This window comes from Jiangella sp. DSM 45060 (assembly GCF_900105175.1).
In the GTDB taxonomy this organism is placed as follows: Bacteria; Actinomycetota; Actinomycetes; order Jiangellales; family Jiangellaceae; genus Jiangella.
Map to the genome: position 1 here is coordinate 6,805,365 of NZ_LT629771.1, position 14,613 is coordinate 6,819,977.

Genomic DNA, 14,613 nt, shown 5'->3' on the forward strand with positions numbered 1-14,613 from the left:
CTGCAGACGATGGCTAGCACCTGCCTGTGCTATGGACGGGTCTGAACGGGCCCGAATGAGACGGAAACTGAGACGGAAGCGGACGGCTCGCGGTCCGCCTGGAGGCGGGATCTGCCTCATCAGTTAGACGCCCCCGGCCGGTGCGGGAACACCGGACCGGGGACTTGATCCCAACCTGACTACACCAGGGAGAGACCCATGGTCACCGTATCGAAGCCGAAGAAGCGGGAGATCATCACCCGTGCTCCGTTCGTGAGTGATGACATCGGAGAGATCGTCGCGTACCACGATGAGGAAGGCCCGACCATTGATGTGACGATCCGCCCGGAGGACAGCGGTCAGTACGCGCAGTTCGGTCTCACTGCGGCCGAAGTGCACGAGCTGGCCGACGAGCTGCACCGCATTGCGAACAAGGTTCAGCGTGCCGGGTGGACCCCGACCATCCTCACGGACGCTCGGACGTACCTGCCGGGCATGACCGACGAGCAGATCATCGAGCGCCTGGACCGGCTCTACCGCCGCTGGGGCGGGCTCGTGATCGGGTTCCGCGGTCGCCTGGATCGCCGTGCCGGACGTGCGCTGGCGGTCGAGGTTCAGATGGAGACGCTGGAACGCTCTGTCGGCCTGGTCGAGCAGCACGCAGAGACCTTCTCCGGGGTTCCGGAGCTGGCGGACGGGCTGGCGGAGCTGCGGTCCTCGCTGGAGGCCGTGCGACAGTTGTACGTCGCGGAGTGGGAGCGTCAGCCGTGAGGGCCGTCGAGGACCGCAATGCTGCGTGCTCGGTGAAGTGGTGCGACGAGACCGGAACCCACGCCGTGCACCGCAAGTACGTGGCGTCGGTGCCCGGAGGGGTCCGCGGTGGCGGCCTCGTTGGCGTGAACCTCGCGCAGCGGGTCCAACCGCGGGCGTCGGTGTGTGTCGAGCTGACGGTGACTACGCCGTGGGCGTCGACGGCCGGCTTCCTGTTCGCCGCCGCGTCCGTGCCCGACATCGCGACGGCGCTGGCCGAGGCGGCTGAGCGAGCGATCGAGCTGGGCGGAACGCGTGAACGGCGCGATTGATCGCTAGCGGCTCCGTGACGGTGGCCGGTTCGTTGCCCCAGATTCCCATGCCGGGACGAGCGACGAGCCGGCCGCCGTGAGCGGTCCTCGTACGGATGGCTTGGCGATGACCGTGGGCTGACGTGAGATACCGCCTGCCTACTAGAAGTTGTGAGGTATATTGATGGGTGCCTGGGTGATTCACGAACACCCTGACGTGGCCAAGTGGTTGGAGGGCCTGACTGGGACGACGGCGGTGACTGTTGCCGCAGCCCTCGACCGGCTGGCCGAGGATGGGCCGGCGCTGGGTCGGCCGACGGTGGACAGCATCAAGGGCAGCCGGCACCACAACATGAAGGAGCTGCGTGCGCGCACGGTGCGGATCTTGTTCGTGTTCGATCCACGACGCGCTGCCATCCTCCTGGTGGCCGGCGACAAGCGTGGCGAGTGGGAACGCTGGTACAAGGCGTCGATCCCGCTCGCAGACGACCGATACGACGAGTGGCTGACCATGCTCGACGAGGGCAAGGCAAAGGGGGCGAGATGACACAGGAGATCGAGACCGCGACCAACACCGCGCGCTGGCCGACGTGGGCGGAGACCCGCGCGAAGCTGAACGTCGACGAGGTCGCCGTTGCTCAGGCTCGTGCGGAGCTGGAGGCGGAGGAAGCCGCGTACCGCCTGGCGGAGATTCGGCGTGAGCAGCACCGCACCCAGACTGACGTCGCCCGCGACATGGGCGTCAGCCAGAAGCGCGTTAGCGAGATCGAGCGCGGCGACTTGACCCGCACCGAGGTCGACACCATCAGCCGCTACGTCGCCGCCCTCGGCGGCCGCATCCGCATCGTCGCCGACTTCCCCGGACACAGCATCACTGTGCGTTGATGTCCGCCTGCCACTGCGGGCAGCGGAGCGCGTTGGTCCAGGACGGGTAGTCGTCCGGGTGGCTTGGTCGTGCACGCCAGGCGCGCCAGATGGCCACGCCGTTCTATGTTCACAGACAGGGCGGACTGACACCATGCGGACTGCCGATGTGCTCGCCGCAACCCTGACGGCGTTGGGTAGTGGTGAAGCGAACGAGGTCGCGGCGCCTGAGACCACCGTTCCCCGTCGACGCCTTCGTGACTGTCGCGCGGGTGGTGCGTGATCGTGTTCGTACTGCGCTGGCCAATCAATCGCCTTCAACATCCAGTAGGAGCGTGTTCCTCGCAACGTCTCGTAGTGAGTAGTAGTCCCGATGACGTTGTACTAGCTGATTCGCCGATTCCACTGGAAATCCAAGCTCTACAAGCCATCGAGTGTCGAAGAGGACTCGGAGTGCTGCCGTCGCGCCTTGGACCTGACGAACATCATTGACCAGCTCCTTAGACGGGGGCAGTCCGTGCGAAGCGATGTTGCGGAGATATGCCACGCGGTTAGCCCAGCGATCTTCATCGTCTTCGGGTATGAGGCTTCGTACGGGGTGACCCGCTTCACGTTCCATCGCAAGTAATCGTTGCTCTAGTGAAGGGCCCAGAATTGAATTGACTATCCCCTTCACGGGCTTTCGCCTGCGAGCATTCCACCCCATTTCCTGCAAGGCGCTACCGACAGCGCTAACGAGCACATCGCGGTCCCCCAGCTTTTCGGGAGGAACTCCATCGACACCCTCGTCGCCCTCGCGGCTGAATGACTCCACCATACGAACCCAAGACATGAAGGCCTCAACGTGTCGAGTTTGTCGACGCGACATCAGTGATGCATACTGCTCGATCGAGTATCTGTGTGAATTCACGATGGCCGAGGCGCGTGTGATGAGACTTGGAAAGTCGAGGTCCTTGAGAGTGTACAGCGTGTCATGGTGGCTTAGATCCGTCATGCCATCACGCGAGGAGTGACTAGTTCGGATTGTCATCCATTTGTTGGGACCTTTCAGATCCTTCCCGTCGACTTGCCAGGTCGAATTGGTGACAGCGAGGGACCGGATTCCGGATAGTCGCCGTGAGGAGGTTATGATCAGGAGCTCAATGGGGATGAGCCATACGTTCGTGATCTCCTCGAACGATAGGGGCTGGTCAAACTTAATTCGAATTGCACTTTCGTCCCTAAGCTCGACCGGGCGCCCGGCCGAAGGCATTGGTATTGTTGTCGCGTCCTCCAGCTGAATTCTGGCACCTGGGAACTCCGCGACGATTGGGTCGGGCGTGGTTCGCTTGATTGTGCTTTCGTGAAAGTCCTTACTTAGAACATACGAGTAGGCCGCCCATGCCGACCAGGGCTCTTGGTCCCAGAACTGAATTCTGAGCTCATCGTAACGGCACTCCTCAGGTTCAAGCCAGAGGCTACCTTCTAGCGCATACGTGGCTCGAACCGTTGCTTGAGTGCCACCAGGAACTACGGTCCGATGGTTAACGACACGTGTTCCGATCAAGGTCACGGCCTTGCCGAAAACTCTGCCGTATAGGTGGTTCGGAACCATGTGCCATGTGTCGATAGAAGCGTCTTGGATGTCTTCATCCCAGATCCCATCGAGCGCAGCCATGCCGGCGCCGGTCGTCGCGTCTACCCAGTAGCGTCCCGGGATACCAGATTCGTCATTAGGCTCTCGTACCCACTGTGCTGGCTCCTCAGTTGCGACCATGGTTAATGGTGGCACTTCAGAACTGCCGAGTCGAGACTGCCGACCCATTCTGAGGCGTCGTTCTCGTAGCTGCCCCGGTGTAGGTCGAAGCGGAGCGGGTCCAGGGTGCCGTAGGCATCGCGCAGCGACGGCTTGATGTTTCGTCTGCAAGGGGTGAGCTGTTCGTGCGAGCCGACAGCGCTTGACGAAACTTCAAGCCGCCCTTGACGCGCGTAGCGGAGGCCGCAGACTGGCCGCGTAGAGGGCGGAGCCGGGCGGTGACTGTTGAGGCTGGCTTGCATGGAGCGCGGTGCGACCCGTCTTCGTTCCGCCCGGTCGCGCCCCGGAACGGCCGCCAGGCCGCATGCCCGGGCGCGACCGGGCGGAGACGGCGCGTCAGCGCCGCTTGATCTCGAAAAGGTGGACTCGGCAACGGCGGCCTCGTTGGCCTTGTTGGCGTGCTGGCAAATAGGACCCTCCAGTCCGCGCAGCAGGATCTGGGACTATGCGCGCGGACTGTTGCCGTCCGAGGATGTGTCCGGCTCCTGTTGTACCGTCCGCGCGAGTGGGGAGCTCGGATCGCGGAAGGGGGACCTGTGGCGGGTTTGACGGTCGGAGACCTGGTCGATCTTGCTGTGGCCGAAGGGGAGAGCGACGATGAGCACATCTACAGGATCTTTCAATGGAGATTTGAGCGCTCGATGAGCCTGGCCCGTGCGCTGGCTGGTGGCGGTTCGGGTCTTCTAATTGCGCTGGCTTTAGCTGTTGCACAGGAGGACGCGCCGAGCTCATCATGGGTAGTGCGACTAGGGTTCGTGGGCGCGATCGTCGCAATAGTTATGGCAGCGGGCGTCGGATGGCGCGTGCGGAGCATGCATCGGGAGTTCATTGCGGCACAATTCCTGGCATCGGAGCTCAGGACGATAAGGCCATTCCTGAGGCTGTACCGTCTCGGACGGGGCACGCGATGAGCCTCGACGCGGTGATCAGCTTGTTAGCGATAGGCCTAGGCGCGACTTCAGTGGCAACTGCTCTTGTTGGATACCTGAAGGAACTACAATCACGCTCGACCTCGTCGAATGCGTTGGAAAAGGCCGACGTATCGACGGTACTCACTAATCCGGACATCGACAAGCTTGGTTCCGTGCTGCGCAATGATATCGGCAAGGTTAGAGTCAGTGATTACACACGAGATCAGGCCGTGAGGCGAAGGTTCAATGACCTTGTTGGGGAAATTCTGGATTTCGTAGGCGACGATAGGGAAGCAGAGTTGAGTCCTGCGCAAGGACGGGACAATAGGGAGCGTTTTGGCACACTCGACGGCGAGGTGTTTCCGGAGCTAACAGATGCCTACAGGGAGGTCGCTGGCGGTGAGGTCTGGAACGGTCTCGCTCGTGCCCGGAGAGCGGTTGAGATCGAGTTTCGCCAGCTGCTAGGTATTCCGCTGGAGGTTGCTGGCTCGTCCAAGCCCATATCTCTAGGCGCGATGACTGGCCAGCTGTTGGCTGGGGGCGCGTTGAACGAGGGCGACGCCATCGATCTCAGATATGCCATAGATCTATGCAACCGCGCGGTTCATGGGTATCCGGTGGGGATTGCGAATGCGGCCGAGGCATTGTCTATACTGAATCGCATTCTGCTCAATCTCCACGGCCGCAACGAGCCGTCGGTGTGATCGAGCCACGAACGCTCTATCTGAATCTCATCAGGCCATCGGATACGTGGTTATGCGTGCGAGCGCCGCTCTAAGGCTTGTCCGTTTGGGCAGTGAGCTTCGCTAAGATTTCTGGATCCGCTTCTTCTCGAAGAGGGATGTGGGACGCAAGCCAACGCTTCGCATCGTCTAGTAGTGCCTCGATGTTGGCGCCACAGAAGTCGGCGAATCGGAGCGTGCCGTACTTGGTCATGGTTCGGCCGCTTCAAGAGCCTCAGTCATGCCGACGACGTCCGGTATTCGTACGGTACGAAAATGGCCGGGCTCATATTCAGCCAGGGGAACGACATGCTGAAGGTCTATCGCTGGCCAAACTTTACCGTGAGCCGAACCGCTTGCCGCACGCCATATGCGCTCCAGGTCTTCGGGCACGTAATCAATTATTGGCGCTGTAGCTTGAAGGACGGTAAAGTGGTTAGGCCGTTTCAATTCGACTTCTTTATACGCGGGTGCAGTGCGCTCCAGCAAGAGCCTGTCCATTTCTTGCACGTGCTGCTTCGCGTTCGTGGTCGGCAGACTCTTTCGATGTTCCTCGTAGTCCCACCTTATAAGGCAAAGATGCCTCCGAGCGCACTCGCGCGCGGAGCCTCCCGCCATTGTCCACACTGCCTGTGAGGCTGATTCCAGCGCAGCGCGTGCGAGCGTATACGCTGGCCGGAAGCTGTGCGTCACCTCGTGGTCCGGTGGGAAATTGAGTGGAGCGACATACTCCGCCCAGAGAAGCAAATGCTCCAAGGCTGCCCGGAGGTAGGAGCGACACCAGTCGGATGCCTTCTCGTGGACATATATTTCGTTGATCTTCACGAAATTGGAGATGGGGGACGGGTCGCCGAGTTGCGTCATGATTCGATTGCATATGCGTGCGCTATGCGCCACTGCGGTCCATTTGAGAATTGTTACAGGGTCAATCGGAATCCGTGGCTCCATCCCACGATGATATAAGCTGGTCGAGGCGATCTGGCTGAATGTAGATCGCGGTGGCGTCGTCGCTCGCTTTGCCCCGGGGCCACCGGTGGCCCTTGGGATCGCTGGCTTCGGCTTCGCGTACCCGGTCGAGAAGCGCCGCCGGCCCGTGCGACCGGAGTTGAGCTAATAGGTCAGTCCAGTCCATCAGGTGGAAACGATCAACGGTCCTGCTAGCTCCGTCAGTTAGCAGCGCGGCGGCACGTAGATCGTGAGCCCGAACTGCACCTATCAAGGCATGTTCTGCAGCTATCGCTTCGGTGCTGGCCACCCAGAATCCGCCATCCCGGTTGCGATGGGCTCGCATGGCTTCGACGTAATCGCGCAGTGCGCTAGCGTGCTCGACGCTTCCGTTCGCAGTGGCGTCCATCGCGGGCCGGTAGCGAGCGCCGATGGCGGCTTCGCGGTCGTCGCAGATGATGACGAGACCGCTCGCGAGATCGAGGATGAGCGGTGAGTCGGCCAGGACGAGGTATTCGATGGTGTCACCTTGATCGCGGATGGCGGTGACAGTGGCAGACGGTGACCCAGGGTGTCCGAGATCGCAGGTGCTCGCATGGAGGGCATTGACGCTATTGATGGCGACGGCGAGGCAGTCAGTCATCGGCCGGTGGAGGTCAGCCAACTGGCCGACGTAGGAAGCGCCGAGCATGTGGCTATACCAAGCGACGCCATGGCGACAGCCAGATTCCGAGTCGGGAGGTACGCCTGCGCCGTCAATGACCACCGCGACGTTGCTTGTGACCGCGGCGAAGTCTTCGTTCTTCTGATCGGCGGTCGCGGGAATCGACGCGAGTTGAGCGCGCATCAGCCGCCTGCCTCGTGGCGGTAGAGAGGGGTAAGCAATCGAGCTGCTGTGGGGTCGTGCGTCGCGGGGTCGTAGTCGACCTCGACAAGCGCCGAGAACTGTTCTGTGCCGGCCTGTTCGTAGAGATCAGCTAGGTCCGCGGTGAGCAACTGTACGACGCCGAGTGAGCCCGGTGGATGGATGCCGGTGAAGAGCAGAAGTGTGCCCTTGCCGTCTGGGCGGCGCAGTCGAGCAAGGTACGCGGGGTCCGTGGCCCGGGGTGGTTCCTGGTCTTGTCCGGAGCGGTAGACGGCATCAGCTCGGGAGTCGCGTAGCGTCCACACGCCGTCAGCCGCTCGTTCGAAGCGGATCGCGGGGTCTTGTGCGAGCGTCGCGGCAACGGGCTCGGACAGTCTCGGGCCGCAGATGACGATGAGGTTGTCTCGGTTGAGGTCGACCTGACCGTCTGTCGGGATCTGCTCGTGCTCGACGTCAAGGCGGAGGGAGCGCGCGAGCTCGCCAAGGCGTTGCGCCGCTGTGAAGTCCTCCGCTGCGACAACGGGTCGGGAGTTGCCGGCCTCGTGCTTGAGAGGTGTCAGGATCACGACCCGGCCGCGCCCGAGGAACGCCGCTTCGGGTGCCGCTCCAGCCTGGCGGAGCTGGAAGATCCGTCCGCGGCTCAGTCCCGCGGCGTTGGCAATGTCGGCGTAGGACATGCCCTGATCGCGAAGGTCCTGGATTACCTTCCGGCGCAGACGAGCAAGCTCGGTGACTTCGCGCTGCGCGGTCGTGATCCGACCGCTTGCTTCCCGCAGCAGCTCGAAAGGGTCCTTGATCGCTGCGATGCGTTCTACCTCGTCATTCACTGTGCTCCCCGATCGCTCGTGCCGCTGAGTTTAGGGGGGATAGACGGGTCCATCGCAAGACGGCTGTGTAGGGGGTCTAGACAATCGTCGGCCTTGCAACTACCTTCGTTGTGTAGCCCCCCTATACAAATGGAGGTTGGATCATGGCGCTACAGCGAGGGCACCGGTTCCCGGTGGAGTTCGGTGAGGCGTTTCCGCGGGGTCTGGTGTTGGTCGGTGAGATCGAACCGGATCTGGAGTATCAGTCGCAGGAGGATCGCGCGCGCGGTCGTGAGGCGCGGCAGCTGATGGACGAGGTGACGGGGTTGCGGCAGTGGCGGGCGACGGTGACTGATCCGGATGAGCAGAAGGCGAAGCGGGCGTCGTTCGAGGTGATCTTCACTGCCGAGGTTCAGCCGGCGCCGCTGCCGGATGAGGTGTTGCCGGGGATGCGGCCGGTGGAGCTGGTCGGGTTGACGGCGTCGCCGAAGGTGATGGGTCAGGGCGAGTTCAAGTTCCTCGGGTACGAGTACCGCGCGACCGGCGTCAAGGCACCAGGTGCCGCTGAGACGGCTCGTCCGGCGGGGCGGTCCGAGGGATCGGCGCAGGACGCGGTCAAGGCCGGCGAGAAGAAGGCCGGCTGATGGCGGCCGCGACAGTGAAGGCGCCGTCGGACGTGTACCGGGCGGCGGAGTGGCTTGCGGAGCGGCATCCGTGGGTGCGGCAGCTGGCCGAGCGGATCGCCGGGCGCATCGATCTGCATCCGGACTGGCCGGACACCATCACGGCGGCTGTCAATGGGCACTTGGCGCACTCGACGGCGTGGGCGGAGTACGAAGACCGCTTCCCGCCGCCGGACGACGACGCGGCGTTCTGGGAGTGGCAGGCGGGAGGTCCGCAGGCGTCGCGTGAGGTGCGGGCGTACGGGGTCATGTCGAGCGGTGAGAAGAACCTGGTCCGGCTGGTCGCCACTCTGGGTGGCCGGGTGGCGTGGTCGCCGATGGATGTGTCGTTCGACCAGCGCGGCGCGGCTGTGCTCGCGGACTGGCTCGCGGTCGTGCACGCCCAGCTGCCGGCGTGGCTGTACCCGGCGGCGTCGGATGACGCGCTGGTGGTGCGGCTGGCTGCCGTGAGCGACGCGACGAACGGTGAAGGAGCGATCGCGCTCTCGCGATGAGTCCCCACCGGGGACGGGTCAAGGCCTAGGAAACCGCCCGTCCCCGGTGGCCCCAATCAACACCCCCGAATGGAGGGGATTGGTGTGTCCCAACCTACCTCGTGGCGACTCCCGCTCGCCGTCTACGCGGCCGTGGCGGTTGCACTGCTGATCGTCGCCCCATGGGTCGTCGCGACCGTCGACACCGACCTTGACCACACGTTCGAGCAGCAGACCACCGACGCGAACCGGTGTGGTGAGCGGGCATGAACGGCGACCCAGTCCTGTTCGGTGTCCTCCCGCACGACCTCACCGCGACGGCCTACCTGTTCCGCTGCCCGGCCTGTGGGCGTCACCTGGCTGCCGATCCCGAGACGCCGTGCAAGGGCTGCGCGAAGCCGTCTCGCCGGCCCACGCGCACAACCGCGCGGCGACGGACGAAGGCCGTGTCGTGATCACCGCACTCGTCGACTGCTCGCGCTGCCCGCGCCTCGTCACGACCGCTGAGGCGTGGTTCTACCCCGCCACCGGCGAACGGCTGTGCTCCGGCTGCCACGCGGCCGCACACGCCCGCCACCTGGCGCTGACGACTCGGCGCACCTCCGAGGTGACCCCGATGCCACGAACGAACGCGATGACGCCTGAACGGGGCGTCCCGAGCCCGGCCGGGAGGTGGGCGCGATGATGTGGCTGCTGAAGCTCGTGACCGGTGTCTGGCTGCTCCAGCTGGCCTGGCGATTCAAGCGCGCCCTGGCCGTAGCAGCTCTGGTCGTGCTCGTGTTCGCCGCCTACGGGTGGGCCAGCCTTGTCGTCCTGGTAGTGGGTCCGCCGCTGCTCGCTGTCGTGTGGCGGTGGGTGCACCCCTGGTCGTACTGGCGGTACGTGGGCTGGCTGATGGCCCGTCACCGCCTCCGCACGACATACGGGCTGCGCTGGGTCGAGGTCATACAGTCCTGCGGCCTGCACCGCCCGATCCCCGGACGGCCCGGTGACGTGGCGATTCCGCGGTTGGTGCGGGTGAGTGAGAGCGCAGTCGGTGACGTGCTGCACGCACGGTTGCTCACTGGTCAGGAGCCGGGTGACTTCGAACGCCAGGCCGCCGAACTCGCCCATGCTCTGGGCGCGACCGCCGTGCGGGTCACCTCCACCGGTCCCGGCCTGGTCGACCTGACCCTGGTCGAGCGTGACGTGCTCGATGACGGCGTCGTGTTGGAGGACGTCGAGCCGGTGACGGATCTCCGGGCGGTGCGGTTCGCGGTCGGTGAGGACGGCCAGTGGCGCACGAGGGATTACGCGAACATCGCCGCCGAGGTCGGCGGTGGTGTCCCCGGCAGCGGGAAGACGGCCGGCGAAACGGGCCTGGCGTGTGGGCTGATCCAGAACCCGGCCGTGCAGTACGTCGTGATCGACGGCAAGGGCGGCGAGGACTGGTCCTGGATCGCCCCACGCGCGGCCGCCTACACGAATGAGGACGAAGACCTGAACGTCGTTCTCGAGTTGGTGGAGTCCGTGCACCGGCTGATGCGGGCACGGTTGAAGACGCAGAAGACCCAGCGGGGACAGGCGAACTTCTGGAACCTGCCGCTCGATCCAGCCCACCCGGTCGTGTTCTTGGTCGTGGACGAGGTGCAGACGTTCACCGACTCCAAAGGCATGGACAAGGACACCAAGACCGTCGCGGCCACGATCACGGCCCGGTTGTCGGCGCTGGTGAAGAAGGGCCGCTCCGCCGGCATCATCACCCGGCTACTGACCCAGAAGCCCACCAGCGATGCCATCCCGACCGCCATCCGCGACAACGCCTCCGTCCGGACAGCCTGGCGAGTCCTCTCCGACGACGCAGCCGAAGCCATCCTCGGACCCGTCGTCCGCGGCTCCGCCGTATCTCCCGTCGACATCCCGGTCGGCATGCCCGGTGTCGCCGTGGTTGCCGACGCTGGCGGGCAGCTCGAACGGGTCCGCTTCCCCTACGTCGACGAGCACACCGCCGAACAGATCGCCACCCGGACAACGGAGCTGCGCCGCGACCTGGCCGACCTCACCGGCCCCACAGCGGCCGACAAGGCGCCCGCAGATGAGGAGGCGACGACGTGACGGCCCTGCCCGATGACGCGACCATGCGCGAGCTCGCAGCATCTGAGCGGGTGTGCGTGCGGCCGATCCTGCAACGCGTCACCGACACCATCACTGGCACCGTCCGCACCGTGGTTATCCCGTGTGGGGCCACGCGGGCGAAGGTGTGCCCCTCGTGCGCGGACGCGGCCCGCAGGCTGCGGATCCAGCAGTGCCGCGAGGGGTGGCACCTCACCGAGGACCCACCCAAGCCCGGCGACACCGAGCCTGACGACAGCGACACTGACGATGCGGACGGCGACGTTGACGGTGAGGACGCGGACGCTCACGATGTCGACGAGGCCGGTCGGCGGGTGCGCTCGACGCGGCGGCGGCAGGACGCACCGGACCTCCCGCGGCTGGCCGTCTCCGACCGCACGACGGGTCGCGTGTTCGAGTCGCCGGACGGGAAGACGTACCGGCCGTCGATGTTCGTCACCCTCACCCTGCCGTCCTACGGGCGCGTCACCAGCGAGGGCGTGCCCGTCGATCCGCGGTCGTACGACTATCGGCGGGCTGCATTGGATGCGATGCACTTCCCGAAGCTGGTCGACCGGTTCTGGCAGAACCTGCGCCGCGCGACCGGGTACTCGGTGCAGTACTTCGCCACCGTCGAACCCCAACGCCGCCTCGCCCCGCATCTGCACGCCGCCATCCGGGGAGCCATCCCCAGGAAGCTGCTCAAGCAGGTGGTGGCCGCGACCTACCACCAGGTGTGGTGGCCGCAGCTCGACGACCCGGTCTATACCGACCCGGACGAGCTGCCGGTGTGGGACGAGCTGGGCCAGGCCTACGCCGACCCGACCACCGGTGCGGTACTGCCGACGTGGGATGAGGCGCTGGATGCCATCGACGACGACCCGGAAGCGTCGCCGGCACACGTGATCCGCGCCGGGTCGCAGGTCGACATCCAGGGCGTCATCGCCGGAACACCGCTGGCGGATCGGGTCATCGGCTACCTCACCAAGTACCTGACCAAGTCGATCACGGACCCGCTCCACGACGGCGACAGCGACGGCGAAGCACCTGTCTCGGCAGCGCGCAGGGCGCACATCGACCGGATCGCCGAGGAGGTCCGTTGGTTGCCGTGCTCGCCGACGTGCGCGAACTGGCTCCGTTACGGCGTCCAGCCCAAGGACGCGAAGGGCGGTATGGAGCCGGGCCGGTGCGGGTCGAAGGCGCACGACCGGGATCATCTCGGCCTCGGCGGTCGCCGCGTCCTCGTCTCCCGGCGGTGGACCGGTAAGACCCTCGACGACCACCGCGCGGACCGCGCCGCCGTCGTCAGGGCCGTCCTGGCCGAGGCCGGGATCGAGATGGACGACCACGACGAGCTTTCGGCAACCGCGGCCCGTCCCGATGGCCTGCCTCGGTTCGTGTGGACGACGACGAAGCCCGGCGACCTCGACGCCCCGGCCTACGCCCGGCTCATCGCGCACGCCATCGCGCAGAAACACCGCTGGCGAACCCAGTACGAGGACGCCAAGACCCGCGCCGGCCCACAGGCGCCCGGTCCTTCGGCAACCGCAGCACGTGCCGCTGCCCCGGCGGCGTAACGGAAGGAACAGCTCGCATGAACGACGACGAGACGTTGATCGAACTGCGATCAGCCGGTGACGTCCTGACCATCGAGGAAGCTGCGCGCTATCTGCGCATCGGCCGGACCACGATGTATGCGCTGGTCATGGGTGGACAGGTCCGTTCCATCAAGATCGGCTACCTCCGCCGGGTTCCGCTGGAGTGCCTGCGTGAGTACGTCGCCGACCAGCTGCGCCACGCCGAAGCCGCGGGACAGGTGGTGTGATGGCCACGCGCAGACCCAACGGTGCGTCGAGCATCTACCTCGGGAAGGACGGCGACTGGCACGGCCGCGTCACCGTTGGCATCAAGGATGACGGCTCGCCGGACCGCCGCCACGTGCAACGCAAGACCGAAGCCGAGGTCATCGCCGCCGTGCGCAAGCTCGAACGTGACCGCGACGCCGGAGCCGTCCGCAAGGCAGGGCAACGATAGACCGTCGAGACCTGGCTCATGCACTGGATCGAGAACATCGCCGCTCCGCCCGCGATCAGCGAGTACACGCACGACGGGTATCGCCGGGACATCAGGGTTCACCTGGTGCCCGGTGTCGGGAAGCACCGCCTCGAACGCCTGCAACCCGAACATCTGGAGAAGCTGTACGCGACCATGCAGAAGGAGAAGGGTCGCAGCGCGGGAACGGCTCACCACGTGCACCGGACCATCCGGGCCGCGCTGAACGAAGCCGTGCGACGCAAGTACCTGACCTCGAACCCGGCCACCCAGGCGAAGGCTCCAAACGTCCAGGAGATCGAGGTCGAGCCGTACGACGTCGACGAGGTCAAGCGGCTGCTGAAGGTGGCAGGCGAGCGCCGGAACAGTGCTCGGTGGGCGGTCGCGCTGGCGCTGGGTCTTCGTCAGGGTGAGGCGCTGGGGTTGAAGTGGTCGCATCTCGACCTGGAGACCGGGACCTTGCGCGTCCGCCGTAGTCGGCTGCGGCCGAAGTTCGCCCACGGCTGCGGCGAGACGTGCGGACGGCAGAAGGCCGGCGACTGCCCGAAGCGCATCCAGGTCAACGCCGACACGAAGGACACGAAGTCGCGCGCCGGCCGTCGCGTCGTCGGACTACCGTCACAGCTCGTCACGCTGCTGGAGGAGCACCGTGAGGAACAGAACGCGGAGCGGGCCGCCGCTGGGGATGACTGGAAGGACGAGGGCTGGGTGTTCGCGAAGCCCAACGGGACCGCGCTCGCCCCGGCGACCGACTATCACGAGTGGAAGCGGCTGTTGAAGTCCGCCGGCGTTCGTGACGGCCGGCTGCACGATGCCCGGCATACGGCGTCGACCGTGCTGCTGATCCTCGGCGTGCCGGAACGCACCGTCATGTCCATCATGGGATGGTCGTCGACAGCGATGGCGGCCCGATACCAGCACGTCACCGACCCGATCCGACGAGCGGTCGCGGCGCAGGTGGACGGGCTGTTGTGGGCCGACCAGGGCGACGACGAGAAGCCTGTTGACGAGGGCAAATGAGACGAGAACTGAGACGAGCGACCTCACCGGCCCGACCTCGCTTGAGGCCGGTCGGTGCGTCTGCCCTGGTGAGCGTGGCGGAGGATAGGGGATTCGAACCCCTGAGGGATTGCTCCCAACACGCTTTCCAAGCGTGCGCCCTAGGCCACTAGGCGAATCCTCCGCCGGAGAGGGTATCGGACAACGGTGCTCCGCCTGAAATCGACGGTACGGATGTGGCTCCGGGCGGGCGAGCACGTACACTGGCAGCCGACCCCTCGCGTGGCGGCACCCCGCCTAACTCCCCCAGGGCCGGAAGGCAGCAAGGGTAAGTGGGCTCTACCGGGTGCGCGAGGGGTCCTTTCAC

15 protein-coding genes, 1 tRNA gene, 1 other RNA gene and 1 pseudogene are annotated in these 14,613 nt (G+C 65.3%); 13 read left to right on the forward strand and 5 right to left on the reverse strand.

Translation table 11 applies throughout. From position 1 onward, the window contains the following. The first annotated feature begins 198 nt into the window (after positions 1-198). The 4 genes from BLU82_RS30735 (at position 199) to BLU82_RS30750 (ending at position 1,925) form a co-directional block, all read left to right on the forward strand. A complete protein-coding gene (locus BLU82_RS30735; protein WP_092624644.1) occupies positions 199-750 on the forward strand; it encodes a hypothetical protein in 552 nt (183 codons plus the stop codon). Next, positions 747-1,061 carry a hypothetical protein gene (locus tag BLU82_RS30740; RefSeq protein ID WP_157741367.1) on the forward strand — a complete coding sequence of 105 codons (315 nt, stop codon included), beginning with the start codon at positions 747-749 and terminating at the stop codon, positions 1,059-1,061. Before BLU82_RS30735 ends, BLU82_RS30740 begins: the two co-directional genes overlap by 4 nt. A 163-nt stretch (positions 1,062-1,224) precedes the next feature. Beyond that, a complete protein-coding gene (locus BLU82_RS30745; protein WP_092624646.1) occupies positions 1,225-1,587 on the forward strand; it encodes a type II toxin-antitoxin system RelE/ParE family toxin in 363 nt (120 codons plus the stop codon). Beyond that, positions 1,584-1,925, forward strand: a complete 342-nt coding sequence (locus BLU82_RS30750) for an XRE family transcriptional regulator (protein WP_092624647.1) — start codon at positions 1,584-1,586, stop codon at positions 1,923-1,925. The genes BLU82_RS30745 and BLU82_RS30750 overlap by 4 nt, the downstream gene beginning before the upstream one ends. 286 nt (positions 1,926-2,211) lie before the next feature. Here BLU82_RS30750 and BLU82_RS34525 read toward each other — a convergent pair whose 3' ends face one another. Then, entirely contained in the window at positions 2,212-3,561 is a 1,350-nt protein-coding gene (locus tag BLU82_RS34525; RefSeq protein WP_157741368.1) for a HEPN domain-containing protein, read from the reverse strand. Positions 3,562-4,606: 1,045 nt separating this feature from the next. Here BLU82_RS34525 and BLU82_RS34530 point away from each other — a divergent pair. Continuing rightward, positions 4,607-5,314 carry a hypothetical protein gene (locus tag BLU82_RS34530; RefSeq protein WP_157741369.1) on the forward strand — a complete coding sequence of 236 codons (708 nt, stop codon included), beginning with the start codon at positions 4,607-4,609 and terminating at the stop codon, positions 5,312-5,314. Between the two features lie 228 nt (positions 5,315-5,542). On the opposite strand, the gene BLU82_RS34535 is transcribed toward BLU82_RS34530, so the two are convergent. From BLU82_RS34535 to BLU82_RS30760, 3 genes are all read right to left on the reverse strand, one after another. Further along, on the reverse strand, positions 5,543-6,196 hold the full coding sequence (locus tag BLU82_RS34535) for a hypothetical protein (protein WP_157741370.1): 654 nt from the start codon (positions 6,194-6,196) through the stop codon (positions 5,543-5,545). Between the two features lie 61 nt (positions 6,197-6,257). After that, positions 6,258-7,124 (reverse strand): protein phosphatase 2C domain-containing protein, encoded by an 867-nt coding sequence (locus BLU82_RS30755; protein ID WP_092624648.1) that lies wholly within the window; start codon positions 7,122-7,124, stop codon positions 6,258-6,260. Beyond that, positions 7,124-7,969, reverse strand: a complete 846-nt coding sequence (locus BLU82_RS30760; RefSeq protein ID WP_092624649.1) for an RNA polymerase subunit sigma-24 — start codon at positions 7,967-7,969, stop codon at positions 7,124-7,126. Before BLU82_RS30760 ends, BLU82_RS30755 begins: the two co-directional genes overlap by 1 nt. Before the next feature lie 143 nt (positions 7,970-8,112). Here BLU82_RS30760 and BLU82_RS30765 point away from each other — a divergent pair, with 143 nt between their 5' ends. The 7 genes and pseudogenes from BLU82_RS30765 (at position 8,113) to BLU82_RS30795 (ending at position 14,267) form a co-directional block, all read left to right on the forward strand. Continuing rightward, positions 8,113-8,592, forward strand: a complete 480-nt coding sequence (locus BLU82_RS30765) for a hypothetical protein (protein ID WP_092624650.1) — start codon at positions 8,113-8,115, stop codon at positions 8,590-8,592. After that, positions 8,592-9,125, forward strand: a complete 534-nt coding sequence (locus tag BLU82_RS30770; protein ID WP_092624651.1) for a hypothetical protein — start codon at positions 8,592-8,594, stop codon at positions 9,123-9,125. Before BLU82_RS30765 ends, BLU82_RS30770 begins: the two co-directional genes overlap by 1 nt. Before the next feature lie 84 nt (positions 9,126-9,209). Continuing rightward, entirely contained in the window at positions 9,210-9,374 is a 165-nt protein-coding gene (locus BLU82_RS34540; protein ID WP_157741371.1) for a hypothetical protein, read from the forward strand. Positions 9,375-10,097: 723 nt separating this feature from the next. Further along, positions 10,098-11,198 (forward strand): hypothetical protein, encoded by a 1,101-nt coding sequence (locus BLU82_RS30780; protein ID WP_172885736.1) that lies wholly within the window; start codon positions 10,098-10,100, stop codon positions 11,196-11,198. Further along, positions 11,195-12,772 carry a replication initiator gene (locus BLU82_RS30785; RefSeq protein ID WP_197682580.1) on the forward strand — a complete coding sequence of 526 codons (1,578 nt, stop codon included), beginning with the start codon at positions 11,195-11,197 and terminating at the stop codon, positions 12,770-12,772. The genes BLU82_RS30780 and BLU82_RS30785 overlap by 4 nt, the downstream gene beginning before the upstream one ends. Before the next feature lie 17 nt (positions 12,773-12,789). Further along, a complete protein-coding gene (locus BLU82_RS30790) occupies positions 12,790-13,020 on the forward strand; it encodes a helix-turn-helix domain-containing protein (protein ID WP_092624654.1) in 231 nt (76 codons plus the stop codon). After that, a pseudogene (locus BLU82_RS30795) lies at positions 13,020-14,267 on the forward strand (tyrosine-type recombinase/integrase). Before BLU82_RS30790 ends, BLU82_RS30795 begins: the two are co-directional and overlap by 1 nt. A gap of 75 nt (positions 14,268-14,342) precedes the next feature. On the opposite strand, the gene BLU82_RS30800 reads toward BLU82_RS30795, so the two are convergent. Next, positions 14,343-14,430: transfer RNA gene (locus BLU82_RS30800), tRNA-Ser, on the reverse strand. A gap of 85 nt (positions 14,431-14,515) precedes the next feature. On the opposite strand from BLU82_RS30800, the gene ffs reads away from it, so the two are divergent. Further along, an RNA gene (gene ffs / locus BLU82_RS30805) (signal recognition particle sRNA small type) lies at positions 14,516-14,612 on the forward strand. Position 14,613 lies beyond the last annotated feature (1 nt).

What these genes read in the sequence shown, in the direction of transcription:
- BLU82_RS30735 (WP_092624644.1), top strand. Translation starts at nt 199, where the DNA reads ATGGTCACCGTATCGAAGCCGAAGAAGCGGGAGATCATCACCCGTGCT.
- BLU82_RS30745 (WP_092624646.1), top strand. Translation starts at nt 1,225, where the DNA reads ATGGGTGCCTGGGTGATTCACGAACACCCTGACGTGGCCAAGTGGTTG.
- BLU82_RS30750 (WP_092624647.1), top strand. Translation starts at nt 1,584, where the DNA reads ATGACACAGGAGATCGAGACCGCGACCAACACCGCGCGCTGGCCGACG.
- BLU82_RS34525 (WP_157741368.1), bottom strand. Translation starts at nt 3,561, where the DNA reads ATGGCTGCGCTCGATGGGATCTGGGATGAAGACATCCAAGACGCTTCT.
- BLU82_RS34530 (WP_157741369.1), top strand. Translation starts at nt 4,607, where the DNA reads ATGAGCCTCGACGCGGTGATCAGCTTGTTAGCGATAGGCCTAGGCGCG.
- BLU82_RS34535 (WP_157741370.1), bottom strand. Translation starts at nt 6,196, where the DNA reads ATGACGCAACTCGGCGACCCGTCCCCCATCTCCAATTTCGTGAAGATC.
- BLU82_RS30755 (WP_092624648.1), bottom strand. Translation starts at nt 7,124, where the DNA reads ATGCGCGCTCAACTCGCGTCGATTCCCGCGACCGCCGATCAGAAGAAC.
- BLU82_RS30765 (WP_092624650.1), top strand. Translation starts at nt 8,113, where the DNA reads ATGGCGCTACAGCGAGGGCACCGGTTCCCGGTGGAGTTCGGTGAGGCG.
- BLU82_RS30770 (WP_092624651.1), top strand. Translation starts at nt 8,592, where the DNA reads ATGGCGGCCGCGACAGTGAAGGCGCCGTCGGACGTGTACCGGGCGGCG.
- BLU82_RS30790 (WP_092624654.1), top strand. Translation starts at nt 12,790, where the DNA reads ATGAACGACGACGAGACGTTGATCGAACTGCGATCAGCCGGTGACGTC.